Genomic DNA, 18,454 nt, shown 5'->3' with positions numbered 1-18,454 from the left:
TTATTAAAGCGAGCTTACTTTGCTGATAGCTCTGAATGGTTCATGTATTTAAAGAACTCGTTATTCGGATCAACAACAAGAATGTCATTTTTCGAATTAAAGCTCGTTTCATACGCCTTCAAAGAACGCCAAAAGCTGTAAAACTCAGGGTCTTGATTATATGCTTTTGCATAAATCTCAGCCGCTTTCGCATCTGCATCACCGCGTACAACTTGTGCTTTACGCTTTGCGTCAGCTAAAACTGTTGCCACTTCAAGTTCTGAACGAGCACGAAGCTCTTCAGCACGTTGACGGCCTTGAGAACGGTAGCTACGCGCCACTGACTCACGCTCAGCACGCATACGACGATAGATAGACTCACTGATTTCATCTGGTAAGTTGATTTTCTTAATACGGAAATCAACCACTTCAATACCTAAATCTTTTGCACTTTCGCGCGTTTCTTCAAGTACATCAGCCATGATTTGATCACGTTGGCCTTCAACTTTCTTCACCGGTACCACACCTTCAATTACTGCTAGAGCAGCTTTAGCCGCTTTAGTTTGTGCAATATCTGCTGTTGCTGGTGTTGAAATGCTGTCTTCTCCAGATACGATCTGCTTGATTTCTTTCGCACCGATTTCAGCACGTAAGCTATCAACGACTTTACGCTTTAACAATGATTCTGCTGTTGATGTATTACCACCACCTGTTGCTAAGTAATATTTGCCGAAATCTTTGATACGCCACTTAACGTAAGTATCAATAATAACGTCTTTTTTCTCAGCAGTTAGGAAACGGTCAGCTTGGTCGTCCATGGTCTGAATACGTGCATCAAGATCATGTACACGGTCAAACACTGGTACTTTAAAGTGTAAACCTGGCTCATAAATACGAGCAACTTCGGTATTGTTATCTTTTAAAATACGCCCGAAACGCACCACGATACCACGCTCGCCTTCTTTGACGACAAACATAGACATCAATAATAGTGCAATAAAAATCACAACTACTGGGATGATTAACTTACGCATAATTAATATCTCCCTTGACGGCCAGTATCAGCGCGTGGTGTTGGAGCGACTGGTGTCGGTGTTTCCACTTTTTCCAATTCAATACCACTTAATCGACCAGAATCTACTGGCTTTTTCGCTTGGTTATTTGATTGATTCATTAATTTCTCTAGCGGTAAATACATCACGTTATTACCACCAGACTTAGTATCAATTAACACCTTGCTGGTATTGCTGTATACACGTTCCATCGTATCAAGGTACATACGCTCACGAGTAACTTTCTTAGCAACTTCGTATTGTGGCAGCAACTTATCAAACTGTGCTACATCACCTAAAGCGCCATTTATAACACGTTGTGAATAACCTTCTGCTTCATTCTTCAGACGCTCAGCACGACCGGTTGCTTTTGGCAAAATGTCATTACTGTAAGCTTCTGCTTCACGTACATAACGCTCTTCATCTTCTCGTGCTGCAATAGCATCATCAAAAGCATCTTTAACTGCTTCAGGTGGACGTGCACTTTGGAAGTTAACGTCCACAACACGGATACCCATGTCGTATTTTGAGATAATTTTATCAATAGCGGCTTGAGTATTCGCACGAATAGTCTGACGGCCTGTGGTTAACGCTTGATCCATGGTTGAATCACCGATAACCGCACGCAGTGCAGAATCTGTTGCTTGACGCAAACTATCATCGGCATTGGTAACACTAAAGAGATACTTTTCAGCATTATCAACACGGTATTGAACATCCATCTCAACTTTCAACACATTTTCGTCTTTGGTTAGCATTAAGCCAGAAGCTCGTAGCGAACGAATTGCTTGTACGTTAACAGGGATGACTTCATCAATAAAAGTCGGCTTCCAATTCAAACCAGGCTTGACGATTTGATCAAACTTACCGAAGCGTAGCACAACACCTTGTTCTGCTTCACTTACAGTGTAAAAGCCTGAAAATCCCCATACAGCCACAGCTAAAACTGCAACAGCACCCAAACCTACAGCGCTACCGCTGCCTGTTGGTCCTTTTTTATTACCAAACACACCACCAACCTTACGACTTAGTTTTGAGAAAACCTCATCCAGATCAGGTGGTCCTTGTTCACGTCCACCATGATTCTTATTACCCCAAGGGTCTTTATCATCACGGCCGCCGTTGTTACCAGGCTCATTCCACGCCATTATAGAACTCCATCAATGTGATATGACGACAGTTTTTATTACTCAGCAATCCATTAAGCAACGATGTAGTCATCTAACGAAGTACTTTCTCTTTTTTGTAACCGCGACCATTCTGCCATCGGTAAGCGAATATCAATCATTAAACAGCCATCTGATTCATATTCTTCTTGCACAATGCAGCCTAACTGATAAAACTTACTGCGTAAGCGTCCGATCATCTCAGGCGGCAAACGCAAACTGTGTTTTATCATTGTGCCTGCAAGGCGTTCTGTTAAGGCTTGGAATAACAAGTCAATGCCTTGCCCTTCCATGGCTGATACCCAAACTCGTTGAGGTAAACCCTCTTCGTCACGCTCAATTCGTGGCTGTGCATTATCTAAGTTATCAATTTTATTCATAACCAGTAAAACAGGAACATCGCCAGCATCGATTTCATCAAGTACGGTTTCTACCGCTTCAATGTTCTCGCGAAAACGATCATCACTTGCATCAACCACATGAAGCAATAGATCTGCTTCTTGCGTTTCTTTTAATGTTGCTTTAAATGCAGCCACTAAATCGTGGGGTAAATGTCGAATAAAACCAACAGTATCTGCAAGTATCGCTGCACCGACATCTGCAACTTCAATCTTACGCAATGTTGGATCTAAGGTAGCAAACAGCTGATCAGCTGCATATACCCCAGCATCGGTAATACGATTGAATAATGTTGATTTACCCGCATTGGTATACCCAACTAATGACACCGTTGGGATTTCTGCTCGATTACGCGCTCGACGTCCTTGATCACGCTGTTTAGCGACTTTATCTAAACGGCGCAAGATTGTTTTAATACGTTCTCGTAATAAACGTCGATCGGTTTCTAGCTGAGTTTCACCAGGCCCGCGAAGACCAATACCACCTTTTTGTCGCTCAAGGTGAGTCCAACCACGAATCAATCGGGTTGAAATATGTCGTAATTGTGCTAATTCAACTTGCAACTTACCTTCATGGGTACGTGCACGTTGAGCAAATATATCGAGAATTAACCCAGTACGATCAATCACTCGACATTGACAAAGCTGCTCTAAGTTTCGTTCTTGTGCAGGTGACAATGCGTGATTAAAAATAATTATATCTGCATCAACAGTTCTTACAGCATCGGCGATTTCTTGTGCTTTACCTTCACCCACATAATACTTTGGAAGTGGTGTTTTACGGCTCCCCGTAACAACATGCAATGCATTAACCCCAGCAGAAGACACTAGCATTTCAAATTCGCTAAGGTCTTCCCACTCCTCATCTTGAGTGAAATTAATATGAACAAGAATAGCCTGCTCACCAGCTTCATAACGGTCAAACAAGTAATCAACTCCTTATTTGAAAATAATCTTACTCTTCTGTTTTCTCTGGACGATCGGTTCCTGCTGGACGATCACTCGCATGGTGATGATTCACCGGACGAGCAGGTACAACAGTAGAAATAGCATGTTTATAAACCATCTGGTTGACGGTGTTTTTAAGTAAAATAACAAATTGATCAAATGATTCAATTTGTCCTTGTAGTTTGATACCGTTTACCAGGTAAATAGAGACCGGGATTCTTTCACGACGCAGCGCATTCAAAAACGGGTCTTGCAGAGATTGCCCCTTAGCCATTATTTCTTTTCCTTATTTGTTTGTAGTTGTATTTAGCAACGAACAAAAACTAAAAATACGCAAAGCAGTTCAGAGTATACACGTTAATTAAACATCACATCTAACTGAGTTTGTGACGGTTTGTAACGCGCTATCAACATCACTACTATCCAACCAAGTCAAATCATTCCAGCCACGAAGCCAGGTAATTTGACGCTTTGCCAATTGACGAGTAGCACAGATACCACGGAAAACCGCTTCATCTATGTCATGTTTCCCGTCCAAATATTCCCACATCTGTCGATAACCGACACAGCGAATGGAAGGAAGCTCAAGGTGAAGATCACCACGGTCATATAATGCCCTTACTTCCTGCTCAAACCCTGCTTCAATCATTTTTTTGAACCTAAGCTCAATTCGACGATGCAGTACAGCCCTATCCGTGGGCGTAATTGCAAATTGATGAACCTTATAAGGTAACGATTCACCTTGAGTTTTCGTTAACTCAGTTAATGTTTTACCTGAGATACGAAAAACTTCTAATGCACGAGATAATCGCTGCGGATCATTAGGATGGATCCTTGCACCTGCAACAGGATCAATGGCTACCAATTCATCATGCAGTGCTTGCCAACCTCGTGCAGCAGCATCACTTTCGATTCCGGCACGAACAGCATTATCTGCCGCAGGTAATGGTGATAAACCTTCCAATAATGCCTTGTAGTACAACATAGTACCACCTACCAACAAAGGAATCCGCCCTGCTGCCACTATATCAGCCATTTCTTTTAGTGCATCCGAACGAAAGTCTGCAGCAGAATAACTTTGCGCTGGATCACGAATATCGATTAAACGGTGTGGTGCTAGTGCCAATTCATGCGCATCTGGTTTCGCAGTGCCGATATCCATTCCCTTATAAATAAGGGCAGAGTCGACACTTATCAACTCAACCGGTAGCTGTTCACGTAAACGAATCGCTAAATCAGTTTTGCCTGACGCTGTCGGGCCCATTAAAAAAATAGCTTGTGGTTGTGGCTTCGTCATAACTTGTGGCTTAGTCATAGATTACTTAAATGCTTCTATCGCTGCTTGCATATCTACCGGACGAACAAGTTGGCTTCTAAATGTCATCAACTGTTCTCCCCATAGCTGCTCTAATTCGGTAATTAACTGAATCGCTTGTGCCAAAGTGTAACTTGTTACTGGCGTATGGCATTGTTTAGCGAGCCAGAATAAAAGATTATCCCATCCTTGAGCATCGGGATCATCGCTCACAGAATGAAGATAGGTTAACAAATTTGGGATTAACTGTTGTAAGTTTTGCTGCCTTAATGGCATACAAACTGACAAAATGATAATGCTATTACGTCCTTTCGATTTCAGCTGGATCCCTAACTGCTTTAATAATTGCCCGTGTTGCTCAGCGCATTGAATCAGTTCAGCCTCAACTGGCACCGATAATGGAATCAACAATGGCTGCGGCTTTAAACCTACCGTTTGAGCCAACTGTAATTGACCAACATAACGTAAATGCTCTGCAACCGCTAAATGTAATAACACCATTTCGGGCTGCTGACTTAACAATAAAAACTGCTCATCAACAACAACCAACGGTTTCCCTAACCCTGTATCTTTGCTGCTTATACGCTTGGTCGGCGGCGCCGGAGTCTCGCTTGACCACTCTCGCCGAGGTTCTGCTATCTGAGTGGTATTAACATCTAATGATGCTGTAACTGGTGTCAATTGCACTGATCCCGAACCATTGGTTGAAATCAGTTGTTGATAGGCCTTTAGCTCTGCTGCTGTTGGGCCTGATTCACCATAATGACGAGAAGTACTATTAGCAGGTGCTGTTGATGTTACACCTTGCTGACGCTCTCTCGTGGTTGATTGCGGCGATAATTTTTGGCTACTCTTTTGACTATAGCTCTGTTGAGCATCTTTACTAACTGAATTTACTAATAAAGTTTCTTTATTAGTCATGTTAGTCTGAGATTCTATATCGAAAGAGGATGTCGCTGTCGACGTGGTAATAGAAGAATCTGAAGCTGTTAACCAACTTTCAGGGTTAGCCTTATTCGGGTAATCAGGCATCGCAGCAATAGTATGAGAAACACGATCAATCGCTGCAGTGGTAACTTCAGTATGCGCATGCGCACTTGATCTTATAGGTGTTTGATATTGAGGCGCATCATCGCTACTCGCCCCTTGCTGAAGTGCACTTTGTAATGCTTGATAAATAAAATCATGCACTAATCGCGCTTGATGGAAACGTACTTCATGCTTAGCTGGATGGACATTAACATCGACTTGATGCGGATCGATCTCAATATACAGCACATAAGCAGCATATTGTTCCGATCGTAAGCTTGATTCATAAGCCTGACGAATTGCATGATTGATCAATTTATCCTTCATCATGCGGCCGTTCACATAGCAATATTGAATATCATTTTGACTACGAGCCCCTTGCGGACTACAAATCCAGCCAGATAATTTCAAATCACCATGGGCTAATTCAACCACTAATGCATGCTGTAAAAAAGCAGGCCCACAAGCTGCAGCTAAGCGCCGCTCCTGTTGTAGTGGATTGTCTGCAATACGGTATTGACGCACTAACTTACCGTTATGGCGCAGGGTAATAGCGACATCAAATCGACTCAGCGCGATACGCTTAATCAATTCATCAATATGGGTGAATTCTGTTTTTTCAGTACGTAAAAACTTACGTCGTGCAGGCGTATTAAAAAATAAATCTAATACTTCTAAGGTGGTACCGATAGGGTGTGCAGCAGGTTTTAACTGCACATCCATATCACGACCTTCCGCATATGCAGACCATGCTTCCGTTTGACCTTCCGTGCAAGAGGTTAGGGTTAACCGCGATACAGAACTTATACTGGCAAGCGCTTCACCACGAAATCCTAAGCTTACTATGGCTTCAAGATCATCTAATGAGGCGATTTTGGAGGTTGCATGACGACTCAGGGCTAAGCCAAGTTCATCTTTAGCTATCCCTTTACCATTATCACGAATACGAATCAGCCGGCTGCCACCTTTTTCGATATCAATATCGATTCGAGTAGCGCCGGCATCTATACTATTTTCAACAAGCTCTTTGACTACCGATGCTGGGCGTTCAACAACTTCACCCGCTGCAATCTGGTTAGCCAGCCGAGCGGGTAAAATCTGAATCGGCATAATTAACTTCTTGGAATGATTAGCGTCTGTCCTACTGCTAGTTTATCAGAACGTAGCTTATTCGCATCACGAATAGTTGCTACTGATACCCCATATTTTGCCGCAATTTTACTTAAAAACTCACCACGGTGAACTTTATGACGTACAGTTTTCACGGCAGAAACCGCAATTTTTAATTTCTGGCCAACCATGACATTATCAGACTTTAGATGACTAGTTCGACGAATGCTGCTCATGGTTACCCCATAATTAGCCGCAATTTTGCCAAGATACTCACCGCGAGTCACGGTATGCCACACAATACGAGTCGCAGGCGTTGCTTTGGACGTCACCTTTACTGATGTGGCTTTAACAGCCGGCGCCGTTGTCACCGCAGTACCAGGGATCACTAACACTTGACCAATATTAACTGAATTTGATTTCAAGTTATTAGCCGTTTTAATGGCCGTCATCGAAGAACCATATTTAGCCGCAATACCGCCTAATGTTTGTCCTGATGTCACCTTATGTTTAATACCACCGGCTTTCAAACGCGAAGCAAAGAGTGTCCCTTCTGGCGGATGCGCTGTGAAGTATTGCAAAATACCTTTATAAACAGCATTTGCTAACTGATTTTGATGGGCGTTAGAGGTTAATTGACGCTCTTCAATCGGGTTAGTAATAAAGCCTGTTTCAACTAATAATGATGGAATATCAGGTGATTTTAATACTGCTAAACTTGCATATTGCGGTACTGTTTTGTGTAGACGCGCAATATGACGTAAGTTCGCTAATACTCGCTTAGCTACATCGTAGCCTTCCTTCTGCGAATAACTAAATTGCAAATCAAGTACTGCACGACCTAAATATTTATCTTTAGGATTACTAGAGAGCACATCGCCACCACCAAGTAGCTCTGATTGTTTCTCGCTCTGCTCTAACCAACGACCAATTTCAGTATTAGCACGACGAGTGTTTAGTACCCATACAGATGCACCACGAGGTTTAGGCGAACTAAAACCATCGGCATGGATGGAAACTAACAGCAATGCTTTATTTTTACGCGCAATCTCTGAACGTTTACTTAATCCTACATAATAGTCGCCACGGCGAGTCATTACCGCACGCATACCCGTTGTCGCATTGATCTTGGCCGCTAATTTACGCGCAACCGCCAAGGTGACATTTTTTTCGTATTTATGGGTTGGACCAATAGAGCCAGGATCATCACCACCATGCCCTGCATCAACAGCTACCACAATATCAGCAGTACCTGATGGTAACTTAGCTAAGTTATTTTCAGTGGCTTTTTCTTCTGCTTGTTCTTCTTTATCAACAGCACCAGCACCAGAACCATTAGGTAAATCCATCACTAATCGATAGCCATAACTACCATCAGGCGTCGGTGATAATGAAAAAATTTGAGGTGTTGTGGCACGCTTTAGTTCAAACACTAATCGAGTCGTGCCTTTTTCGGGTGCATTACTACTGCGGACTTTAGTTAAAATCTCACTCTTAGCAACAGTAATTGGCAATTTGGTTTTGAGTGAGGTTTTATTTAAGTCGACCACTAACCGTGATGGATTTGATAGCATAAACTGCGAATAATCCGCTTTGCTTTGCATATCGAGCACAACACGTGTTTCATCAGGAGCCGGCCACACACGAACTCCTTTGAGTTCATTTGCAAAAGCAGCAGAACTCACTAATCCCACTCCCAAAATTAAAAGATTTGCATACGTCCGTAACGCCATTCTAATTAACCTAACTGTAAGTGGTTGATCAACGCTGAACCATAGTCCGTATTCGACGTCACTAATACCATTCTTTGCTCACCGTGATAGCGCAGCTCGAGCTCAAGATCAGGCTCTGGTAGCATGCCTATACCTTTTTCTGGCCATTCAACTAAACAAATAGCATCATTGGTAAAATAATCTCGAATCCCCATAAATTCTAATTCTTCAGGATCGGCAAGACGATATAAATCAAAATGATAAACTTGCCAAGGCGCAAGATCATAAGGTTCAACCAATGTATAAGTCGGACTTTTTACATTTCCTTGATGACCAAGAGCACGAATAAAGCCACGACTAAATGTGGTTTTACCTGCACCCAAATCACCATGGAGATATATTGTTGTTTGTTGCGTGCAGGCTTTAGCCAATTTAAGGCCAAAATCTACCGTTGCCTGCTCATCAGCAAGAGAAGTTTCAAATGTTTGCATTATATTTTATCTTGGATTGACTAATTGACGAATAAATGGAAAAAGATCTGCCGCAAGCATACCACGCTCACCGCGCTGCGCACATAAATCTGCTACTTTACGATAAATCAAAACCAAGCGATATACGGTGTGAAATAACGATCTCAGTCTACGATGACCGTCGCAATTTTACCGCAATAAAGCAATGCCATTCAATTTATGTCATGCATATATTCAGCACAGGTGCAGCTTTACACGTTCAATGATTACTACTATTAATAATGGGGTGTCAGCTTATGACTACTCTAAAATAAGAATGTGCTAGAATCCGTTCCCTGATTTTTACTGGCTAGAAGATAAAGCTGACACTATGACAATCGATTATCAACAACTCGCACTTCAAATTAAAACTTGGGGACAAGAACTCGGCTTTCAAGCTGTAGGGATCAGTGATATCGATTTGTCGCAGCATGAAACGCAATTACAGCGCTGGCTTGATGCTGACTATCACGGTGATATGGACTGGATGGCACGTCACGGTATGATGCGTGCACGACCGCAAGAATTACTACCAGGTACGGTACGTGTAATCAGTGTCAGAATGAATTATTTACCGCCACAAGCAGGTTTTGCTCAAACACTTAAGCAACCAACAAAAGCCTATATTAGTCGCTACTCTCTTGGACGAGATTATCATAAGTTGATTCGCAACCGCCTTAAACAGCTAGGTCAACGAATTGAAGCCGTTGTTGGTGAGTTTGGCTGTCGACCATTCGTCGATTCTGCGCCAGTTCTTGAGCGTCCATTAGCTGAAAAAGCTGGATTAGGTTGGACAGGAAAGCACTCTCTAATTCTTAACGACCAATCTGGCTCATGGTTCTTTTTAGGTGAACTGTTAATTGATCTACCACTGCCAGTTGATACACCTGTTGTCAATCAATGTGGTAAATGTGTCGCCTGTATGACCAGTTGCCCAACGGGCGCTATTATTGAAGCTGGAATCGTTGATGCACGACGCTGTATATCTTATCTAACTATCGAATTTGACGGTATCATTCCAGAACAATATCGCGCAGCAATAGGTAATAGAATTTATGGCTGTGATGATTGCCAATTAGTATGTCCATTTAATCGTCACGGAGAGATCACGTCAGAAACAGACTACCATTGTCGAGAAACGTTATTCCAGCAAGATCTAGTGACGCTTTATGCTTGGAATGAAGCCACATTCTTACGTAATACTGAAGGTTCAGCCATTCGTCGTATCGGCCATACCCAATGGTTACGTAATATTACGATTGCATTAGGTAATGCGCCCTACCAAGCTGACATCATCGAGGCACTGAGTACTCGTCAGGGTGAGCACCCGCTCATCGATGTTCATATTGAATGGGCTTTAGAGCAACAACATCAGAAACGTCAACAAATAGTTATTGATGTTTTACCTAATGCCACCAAACGTTTAGTTCGAATTATAGAAAAAGGTTTACCTCGAGATGCATAACACTCTGGGTATATGTGGAAAACTTTTTTAATGGCGTCAAAAATCGTAGTAAAAAGAAAGATTAAACACAGGGAGTGGATAACATAATCAAGACGGTTATCCCAGAAAAGGAAGGGCTAAATGAACTGTGTACAAATTGTAGATAAAACCAAATTAACCAATAAAAAACATACAGTTACCCTGTTAGCTTTTTACAATTAATAAGGAGAATAGTTTGAAGTTATGCTCTTGTTCTAAAGTTATTCACACCTAGCTATCACATCTAATCAACCAACTTACCCACAGAATATCTTATGTGGATAACTCTGTTAATTGAACTGTGATCTAACGGTGCAATAAATTAAAAACGCTTACTAAAATAACAACTTATCATGTGTTTTCTGTCTTTTATAAACAAATAAAAACCAACCACAATGGCGCTATAAAGTAGTAAAACCAACGTATCAATGCTAGGAAAAGAGCGTTTGCCATATAAGGCAATATTGATATTACAAACATCTTTGCAAATAGCTAAGATGAAAAAAACAACCGTTAGGTTGCATAATCAATAGCAGATGATGTAATCGAAGCTGATTGCTTCTAAGTGGGCTTCGTAGTCAAACTAGAAACACTTGAAGCAGTACACTGATGATATCGGTAATCGAATACCCCAGGAATACCACATTAAGACTAATACTTCACAGTAGTAGTTCACCGATAAGTTCGATGATAACTAAATTGGAGCGACACACGAGGTTCCCGATCTTCAAGGAACTAGGCGTGACCTCAACCTTGGCAATATTGTGCACAACTAACTGGGCTAGTGTACATTGCAAAGATTTAAATTGGAGCGACACACGAGGTTCCCGATCTTCAAGGAACTAGGCGTGACCTCAACCTTGGCAATATTATGCACGACTAACTGGGCTAGTGTACATTGCAAAGATTTAAATTGGAGCGACACACGAGGTTCCCGATCTTCAAGGAACTAGGCGTGACCTCAACCTTGGCAATATTGCGCACAACTAACTGGGCTAGTGTACATTGCAAAGATTCAAATTGGAGCGACACACGAGGTTCGAACTCGTGACCTCAACCTTGGCAAGGTTGCGCTCTACCAGCTGAGCTAGTGTCGCATATAGCTAGGTCTTTCACCTAACGTTCACCGTTTTCACCATGAACTACAAATTGGAGCGACACACGAGGTTCGAACTCGTGACCTCAACCTTGGCAAGGTTGCGCTCTACCAGCTGAGCTAGTGTCGCATATAGCTAGGTCTTTCACCTAACGTTCACCGTTTTCACCATGAACTACAAATTGGAGCGACACACGAGGTTCGAACTCGTGACCTCAACCTTGGCAAGGTTGCGCTCTACCAGCTGAGCTAGTGTCGCATATAGCTAGGTCTTTCACCTAACGTTCACCGTTTTCACCATGAACTACAAATTGGAGCGACACACGAGGTTCGAACTCGTGACCTCAACCTTGGCAAGGTTGCGCTCTACCAGCTGAGCTAGTGTCGCATATAGCTAGGTCTTTCACCTAACGTTCACCGTTTTCACCATGAACTACAAATTGGAGCGACACACGAGGTTCGAACTCGTGACCTCAACCTTGGCAAGGTTGCGCTCTACCAGCTGAGCTAGTGTCGCATATAGCTAGGTCTTTCACCTAACGTTCACCGCTTTCGCCATGAACTACAAATTGGAGCGACACACGAGGTTCGAACTCGTGACCTCAACCTTGGCAAGGTTGCGCTCTACCAGCTGAGCTAGTGTCGCATCACATCTCTTAAAAGAGAATTGGTTGCGGGGGCCGGATTTGAACCAACGACCTTCGGGTTATGAGCCCGACGAGCTACCAAGCTGCTCCACCCCGCGTCCGATTTTTTCACCTAGTTTAAGTTGGGTGACAACTATTTTTATTCACCGCCGTAGCCATGAATATCAATTTGGAGCGACACACGAGGTTCGAACTCGTGACCTCAACCTTGGCAAGGTTGCGCTCTACCAGCTGAGCTAGTGTCGCATCACATCTCTTAAAAGAGAATTGGTTGCGGGGGCCGGATTTGAACCAACGACCTTCGGGTTATGAGCCCGACGAGCTACCAAGCTGCTCCACCCCGCGTCCGATTTTTTCACCTAGTTTAAGTTGGGTGACAACTATTTTTATTCACCGCCGTAGCCATGAATATCAATTTGGAGCGACACACGAGGTTCGAACTCGTGACCTCAACCTTGGCAAGGTTGCGCTCTACCAGCTGAGCTAGTGTCGCATCACATCTCTTAAAAGAGAATTGGTTGCGGGGGCCGGATTTGAACCAACGACCTTCGGGTTATGAGCCCGACGAGCTACCAAGCTGCTCCACCCCGCGTCCGATTTACAACGAAAGAAAACAAACTCGTTATCTCCTTTCGAGGCTGCGCATTATACGACTAAAATTGCCGGATGCAATAGTTCTTAAACCAAAAAACGCAGATTATTTTCCAACTGCTTATTTTAACATCAAATATTGAAAATATGCTCACGATAATAGCGCAACTCAGCAATTGAGTCGTGAATATCATCCAATGCTAAATGACTACCTTGCTTAGAAAAGCCATCAAGTAACTCTGGTTTCCAACGACGCGTCAATTCTTTAAGTGTGCTCACATCAAGATAACGGTAATGGAAATACTGTTCAAGTACAGGCATGTGCTTATATAAGAATCGACGATCTTGCCCAATACTGTTTCCACAGATCGGTGATACACCTTTTGGTACCCACTGCTCTAAAAAAGCAATGGTTTGAGCGACAGCTTGCGCTTCAGTGATCGTACTTTGACGAATACGTTCAACTAAACCACTATTAGTGTGTGTAGTTGTACACCAATCATCCATTTTTGCTAATTCAGCTTCTGGCTGATAAATAGCTAAAACAGGACCTTCTGCCAACACATTAAGCTGTGGATCGGTTACAACTGTGGCGATTTCAATGATTTTATGAGTTTCTGGGTCTAATCCGGTCATTTCCAGATCAATCCAAATAAGGTTCTGATCGCTGATTGTCATTCGATATTGCCTCTTTTGTGACTAAACCATGTATGATAATACCGAAAGCCAACCAAACAGAACGATATTCTTGTGGCAAAAAAGAAAAAATTAACTCAAGGTCAGAGCCGACGTGTTCGCTCTAACCAAAATAAGCGCCTAGATCGCGCTAAAAATGAAGTCCAATGGGATGAAGCCTTATTGGAAAATGCTCGCGAAGGGCTGGTTATTACTCGATTCGGTCAACACGCTGATGTTGAAGATCCGCAAACGGGTATTATTCATCGCTGTAACCTACGTCGCAGTATTCAGAGCCTTGTTTCTGGAGATCGTGTCGTTTGGCGTCCTGGCGTTGAGGCCTTACAAGGCATTGCCGGTGTTGTAGAAGCTGTGCATGAACGCAAATCAATGTTAACCCGTCCAGATTACTACGACGGTGTAAAAGCTGTAGCAGCTAACGTTGATCGAATTGTGATCGTGTCATCAATTCTACCCGAGCTATCGCTTAACATTATTGACCGTTACATTATTGCAGCTGAAACCATCGGCATTAAGCCATTAATTGTGGTTAATAAAGTTGACTTACTAACGCCAGAACAGCGGGTTGATGTTGAACGTAAGTTAACGCAATACCAGAATATTGGTTATAGCGTTCGCTTAGTCAGTACCGATACAGGTGAAGGTCTTGATGATCTAAAAATTGATTTAAAAGATCACGTTAGTATCTTTGCTGGTCAATCAGGTGTAGGTAAATCAAGTATGGTTAATGCACTAATGCCTGATGTTGAAGCAGATATTGGTGACGTTTCAACTAACTCAGGTTTAGGTCAACATACGACGACAGCAGCAAGGTTATATCACTTTGCAGACGGCGGTGATTTAATTGACTCACCAGGAGTGCGTGAATTTGGTCTGTGGCATTTAGAACCAGAGCAAATTACCGAAGCTTTTGTTGAATTTCGTCAATATTTAGGTGGCTGTAAGTTCCGTGACTGTAAACACGGTAACGATCCTGGTTGTATCATTCGCGAAGCCGTTGAACGTGGTGATATTAGTCGTGAACGTTATAACAGCTACCATAAAATCATTGAAAGCATGTCGGAAAATGTGGCAAATCGTCAATTTTCACGTAACAAGCCAAACTGATAATAAATACAAGCCTAAGCGAATTTTACTATTTTCTTGGGCTTATTTTTTATCTACAACGATTTAAATAAATACCGACAAACTTCACTTATCTACATGCCGCTATAACACCACAATAACTGACATTATTAAAATAGTTCGGTACTATTACAGGTTGACGTTATTCTTCCAAATAAGCAAAGAATAACTAACTTATTGATTAATTAATATTTACTGGAAGAATGATTGTGCTAGATAAGATTAAGATTGGCCTTCAATATTGTATGCCAAAGCATGCGTTAACCCGTTTAGTAGGTAAACTGGCGGCTCATGAAGGTGGAAAACTAACTACTACTATTATTCGTTGGTTCATTAAACAATATAACGTCAATATGGCAGAAGCACGGAATCCTGATCCTGCGGCCTATCCTACCTTTAATGCTTTTTTTGTACGTGAACTAGTAGAAGGCGCTCGCCCAATCAATAATGATCAACATATCATTAGTCATCCAGCTGATGCGTGTGTTAGCCAATTTGGTCCAATTAAAGCTGGACGTCTATTCCAAGCTAAAGGTCATTATTTTAATGCCTGTGAGTTATTAGGTGGCGATAGTGATTTAGCTGATGAGTTTATGGGTGGGGACTTTGCGACATTATACCTATCGCCAAGTGACTACCACCGCGTTCATATGCCATGTGATGGCGTCTTGCGCCAAATGATTTATGTGCCTGGTGATCTTTTCTCTGTAAACCCACTTACAGCAGAAAATGTACCTAACTTATTTGCACGTAATGAGCGTGTTGTATGTATCTTTGAAACTGAGTTTGGGCCATTAGCCCAAGTACTGGTTGGTGCAACAATTGTCGGCAGTATCGAAACAGTATGGGCAGGAACAGTAACGCCACCAACAGGTCCAGAAATCCGTCGCTGGAATTACTCGACGACTGGTGAAGATGCGATCAGCCTGAAGAAAGGTCAAGAGATGGGCCGTTTCAAGCTCGGTTCTACTGTGATTAACTTATTCCCTAAAAATAGCATTCGCTTTGTTGAAAACATGCAACCACGTCAAGTGACACGCATGGGACAACCTTATGCTGAAAGTTTAATTAAATAAAATCGTTTAATAATACTTACACGGGGCAGCAATTGCTCCGTGTTGCTAACGCCGAATTATAAACATATCGTCTTTTATCAACTCCCTGCTGGTATTAATTACAATCCCTTATCCCATTAGGTATTTCAGCAACCAATCTTTGTTATGCCTTAATCGTATTTTCCAATCACAAATCAAACGATTACTATGCTAACGTTAGCATTTTATCTCGCGTATCAAGTGCTATGATTAGGGCGGGATAATTATCACTCATAGGTAATCATAATGAAAAAAAATACAATATCAGTATTAGTACTCGCTTTAGCAAGTTGCTTTTCTCTTTCTGCGCACGCCAATGCGGCATGGGGATATGGCGATCAACAAGGTACTGAGCATTGGGTTGATAGTTACCCTGCTTGTGGCGGAGAAAATCAAAGCCCGATTGATATCGTGTCTCCTATTCAAGCGCAAACCCAACCATTACAAATAGATTATGATGGCAAAATCACTAGCCTCACTAATAACGGTCATACTATTTCAGTCAATGTTAGTGGTGATAATAAAGTCATTATCGATGGCGATACTTATACTCTTAAGCAATTCCATTTCCATACCCCGTCTGAAAACTATATTGATGGCAAGCAATACCCATTAGAAGCACATTTCGTTAACGTTGATGCAAGTGGCCATATTGCTGTGATTGCGGTGATGTTTGAAAATGGTCCGCGGGCAAATAATGAATTAACCACCTTATTAAAAAAGATTCCAACAAAAGGTGAAACAATTGATTTTAATGACGATTTAACCCCAAGCGCACTCCTGCCACGTGAACGTCAATATTTCCGTTACAATGGCTCATTAACCACTCCGCCATGTACAGAAGGTGTACGCTGGTATGTCATGCAAAGCCATCTGACTAGTTCAGCGGCTCAAATAGAGCAATTAAACCAAATGATGGGTGATAACAATCGTCCATTACAACCGTTAAATGCACGAATTGTGATTGATTAACCATAATTACAAATGATAATCAGTTGCATTAACAGGTGAGTCAGGCTACACTTTTTTCACGGTTTAAACGCCTTGAAATCCTACTTGCCGTTTAACTTAATCATGGCGCACAGCCACTATCATTTATGTTATCGCACGTTCCCTCCGTATGTGGTTACTGATATATCATCACTAACAACAACGGGTGCATAACCACTAGCTTGATAATAAAAAAGCACGGTCATTATAACCGTGCTTTTTTACAGCATAATACCGCGAAAAATCTTACGCTATTTCAATTGGAAAAGCGGTTACCTGATCAATATGATCGCGCTCTAATGCCAGCATAATCACGCGATCAATTCCTAATGCGACTCCAGCACAATCTGGAAATCCTGCCCGTAGTGCTTCAACAAGATGCATGTCGATAGGTTGTGGTTGTAACCCCATACTGATTCGCTTGTGGTTATCATCCTCAAAACGTTGTAATTGCTCGTCACCGTTAGCTAGTTCATGAAAGCCATTCGCAAGTTCAATCCCTTGAAAATACACTTCAAATCGCTCAGCAACACGTGGATCAGTTGGGTTTATTTGAGCCAGTGCTGCTTGTGACGCAGGAAAATCATACACAAACGCAGGCACTGTTTGACCAATTTTGGCTTCAACGCCGACACTAAACAGCAATTGCAATAAGGTGTCGCGATCTTGCTCTGGCTCGGCAATATCAGCCAATCCTAACCGAGCAGCAACCGCTTTTAAGTCGGTCATCGAACTTTCTAGTGGGCACACCGCTAACACATCAATAAAAGCTTGTTGATACGTCATTTTTTCAGCTGCACCACAACCTAAGACTTGCTGTAATAACGCATCCATTTCTGCCATTAGTTGATGATGATCAAACCCTGGTCGATACCATTCCAACATCGTAAACTCAGGGTTATGGTAACGTCCCGATTCTTCATTTCTAAATGATTTACAGATCTGATAAATAGCACCACTACCTGCAGCTAATAAACGCTTCATATGAAATTCAGGACTGGTCATTAAATATAATGTTTGTCCATTAGCATAGCCTGGGCCGACAAATTGGGTTTTGAACGCATGTAAATGCACATCCGTCACTGTTGCCTGGCTCATGGCTGGCGTATCCACTTCAATAACATCACGATCAGCAAAAAACTGACGAATTGTTGTAAGTAAAACAGCACGCTGTTTAAGTTGAGTAATATCAGCAGTAGGCTGCCAAGGCTGAGACATAACAGTTTCTTCTTACATGAAAGGAAATTAAGTCATCATTCTAGCAAAGCCATGCCTCTAACCAAATATTGAGCAGATTATATTTATGGTTTACCACTAATAATTATGAACAAAAATGAATGACATTAACAAAATAAACATTACCACCTCGGCATCAACATTAACACCAACAACAAACAAACCCACAAAAAATAACAACACCAAAAAAAACAGCTCAAAAAAGATTACATCCATTACTATTAAAATGCATCAAATGGCTTATTAAATCTTTAACAACAATGTGTTACAACTCACCC

Annotated in this window: 14 protein-coding genes and 11 tRNA genes; 4 read left to right on the top strand and 21 right to left on the bottom strand. The window is 42.1% G+C overall.

Translation table 11 applies throughout. The features are described 5' to 3' along the window. Positions 1–14 precede the first annotated feature (14 nt). From hflC to tsaE, 8 genes are all read right to left on the bottom strand, one after another. On the bottom strand, positions 15–1,013 hold the full coding sequence (gene hflC, locus PAND9192_RS16185) for a protease modulator HflC (RefSeq protein ID WP_087854578.1): 999 nt from the start codon (positions 1,011–1,013) through the stop codon (positions 15–17). Positions 1,014–1,015: 2 nt separating this feature from the next. Beyond that, positions 1,016–2,179, bottom strand: coding sequence for an FtsH protease activity modulator HflK (gene hflK, locus PAND9192_RS16180; protein WP_060998689.1), 1,164 nt, complete (start codon positions 2,177–2,179; stop codon positions 1,016–1,018). 53 nt (positions 2,180–2,232) lie between these two features. After that, positions 2,233–3,522, bottom strand: a complete 1,290-nt coding sequence (gene hflX / locus PAND9192_RS16175; RefSeq protein WP_087854577.1) for a ribosome rescue GTPase HflX — start codon at positions 3,520–3,522, stop codon at positions 2,233–2,235. Between the two features lie 28 nt (positions 3,523–3,550). After that, positions 3,551–3,817: an RNA chaperone Hfq gene (gene hfq / locus PAND9192_RS16170; protein WP_060998687.1), complete on the bottom strand. Its 267-nt coding sequence runs from the start codon at positions 3,815–3,817 to the stop codon at positions 3,551–3,553. Positions 3,818–3,904: 87 nt separating this feature from the next. Beyond that, positions 3,905–4,840 carry a tRNA (adenosine(37)-N6)-dimethylallyltransferase MiaA gene (gene miaA / locus PAND9192_RS16165; protein ID WP_087821984.1) on the bottom strand — a complete coding sequence of 312 codons (936 nt, stop codon included), beginning with the start codon at positions 4,838–4,840 and terminating at the stop codon, positions 3,905–3,907. A 21-nt stretch (positions 4,841–4,861) separates the two neighbouring features. Next, positions 4,862–6,997 (bottom strand): DNA mismatch repair endonuclease MutL, encoded by a 2,136-nt coding sequence (mutL, locus tag PAND9192_RS16160; protein ID WP_087854576.1) that lies wholly within the window; start codon positions 6,995–6,997, stop codon positions 4,862–4,864. Positions 6,998–6,999: 2 nt separating this feature from the next. Beyond that, positions 7,000–8,730, bottom strand: coding sequence for an N-acetylmuramoyl-L-alanine amidase (locus PAND9192_RS16155; protein WP_087854575.1), 1,731 nt, complete (start codon positions 8,728–8,730; stop codon positions 7,000–7,002). A 5-nt stretch (positions 8,731–8,735) separates the two neighbouring features. Beyond that, positions 8,736–9,200 carry a tRNA (adenosine(37)-N6)-threonylcarbamoyltransferase complex ATPase subunit type 1 TsaE gene (gene tsaE, locus PAND9192_RS16150; RefSeq protein ID WP_060998684.1) on the bottom strand — a complete coding sequence of 155 codons (465 nt, stop codon included), beginning with the start codon at positions 9,198–9,200 and terminating at the stop codon, positions 8,736–8,738. A 349-nt stretch (positions 9,201–9,549) separates the two neighbouring features. Here tsaE and queG point away from each other — a divergent pair, with 349 nt between their 5' ends. Then, entirely contained in the window at positions 9,550–10,683 is a 1,134-nt protein-coding gene (gene queG, locus PAND9192_RS16145) for a tRNA epoxyqueuosine(34) reductase QueG (protein WP_087854574.1), read from the top strand. Positions 10,684–11,722: 1,039 nt separating this feature from the next. Here the strand turns inward: queG and PAND9192_RS16140 are convergent. The 12 genes from PAND9192_RS16140 to orn all read right to left on the bottom strand — a co-directional run bounded on the left by PAND9192_RS16140 (position 11,723) and on the right by orn (position 13,713). Continuing rightward, positions 11,723–11,798 (bottom strand) — tRNA-Gly (locus PAND9192_RS16140). 53 nt (positions 11,799–11,851) lie between these two features. Next, positions 11,852–11,927 (bottom strand) — tRNA-Gly (locus tag PAND9192_RS16135). Positions 11,928–11,980: 53 nt separating this feature from the next. Continuing rightward, positions 11,981–12,056: transfer RNA gene (locus tag PAND9192_RS16130), tRNA-Gly, on the bottom strand. Positions 12,057–12,109: 53 nt separating this feature from the next. Beyond that, positions 12,110–12,185: transfer RNA gene (locus tag PAND9192_RS16125), tRNA-Gly, on the bottom strand. Positions 12,186–12,238: 53 nt separating this feature from the next. Next, positions 12,239–12,314 (bottom strand) — tRNA-Gly (locus tag PAND9192_RS16120). A gap of 53 nt (positions 12,315–12,367) precedes the next feature. Next, positions 12,368–12,443 (bottom strand) — tRNA-Gly (locus tag PAND9192_RS16115). Between the two features lie 22 nt (positions 12,444–12,465). After that, positions 12,466–12,542, bottom strand: a tRNA-Met gene (locus PAND9192_RS16110). Between the two features lie 72 nt (positions 12,543–12,614). After that, positions 12,615–12,690, bottom strand: a tRNA-Gly gene (locus tag PAND9192_RS16105). A 22-nt stretch (positions 12,691–12,712) separates the two neighbouring features. Further along, positions 12,713–12,789, bottom strand: a tRNA-Met gene (locus tag PAND9192_RS16100). A gap of 72 nt (positions 12,790–12,861) precedes the next feature. Further along, positions 12,862–12,937: transfer RNA gene (locus PAND9192_RS16095), tRNA-Gly, on the bottom strand. Between the two features lie 22 nt (positions 12,938–12,959). Further along, positions 12,960–13,036 (bottom strand) — tRNA-Met (locus PAND9192_RS16090). A 131-nt stretch (positions 13,037–13,167) separates the two neighbouring features. After that, the gene (gene orn / locus PAND9192_RS16085) at positions 13,168–13,713 is read right to left on the bottom strand and encodes an oligoribonuclease (RefSeq protein WP_087854573.1); all 546 of its coding nucleotides are present in this window, start codon (positions 13,711–13,713) and stop codon (positions 13,168–13,170) included. A gap of 72 nt (positions 13,714–13,785) precedes the next feature. On the opposite strand from orn, the gene rsgA reads away from it, so the two are divergent. The 3 genes from rsgA to PAND9192_RS16070 all read left to right on the top strand — a co-directional run bounded on the left by rsgA (position 13,786) and on the right by PAND9192_RS16070 (position 16,922). Further along, positions 13,786–14,838, top strand: a complete 1,053-nt coding sequence (gene rsgA, locus PAND9192_RS16080) for a small ribosomal subunit biogenesis GTPase RsgA (protein ID WP_060998681.1) — start codon at positions 13,786–13,788, stop codon at positions 14,836–14,838. A 227-nt stretch (positions 14,839–15,065) separates the two neighbouring features. Continuing rightward, positions 15,066–15,932: an archaetidylserine decarboxylase gene (asd, locus tag PAND9192_RS16075; protein WP_087854605.1), complete on the top strand. Its 867-nt coding sequence runs from the start codon at positions 15,066–15,068 to the stop codon at positions 15,930–15,932. A gap of 264 nt (positions 15,933–16,196) precedes the next feature. Further along, positions 16,197–16,922, top strand: coding sequence for a carbonic anhydrase (locus PAND9192_RS16070; protein WP_087854572.1), 726 nt, complete (start codon positions 16,197–16,199; stop codon positions 16,920–16,922). Positions 16,923–17,186: 264 nt separating this feature from the next. Here the strand turns inward: PAND9192_RS16070 and epmA are convergent, their stop codons facing one another. After that, complete coding sequence (gene epmA, locus PAND9192_RS16065) at positions 17,187–18,158, bottom strand: elongation factor P--(R)-beta-lysine ligase (protein ID WP_087854571.1); 972 nt, start codon at positions 18,156–18,158, stop codon at positions 17,187–17,189. Positions 18,159–18,454 lie beyond the last annotated feature (296 nt).

This window comes from Photobacterium andalusiense (assembly GCF_900185625.1).
GTDB lineage: Bacteria > Pseudomonadota > Gammaproteobacteria > Enterobacterales > Vibrionaceae > Photobacterium > Photobacterium aquimaris.
This window is presented reverse-complemented; position numbering and strand designations above follow the sequence as displayed.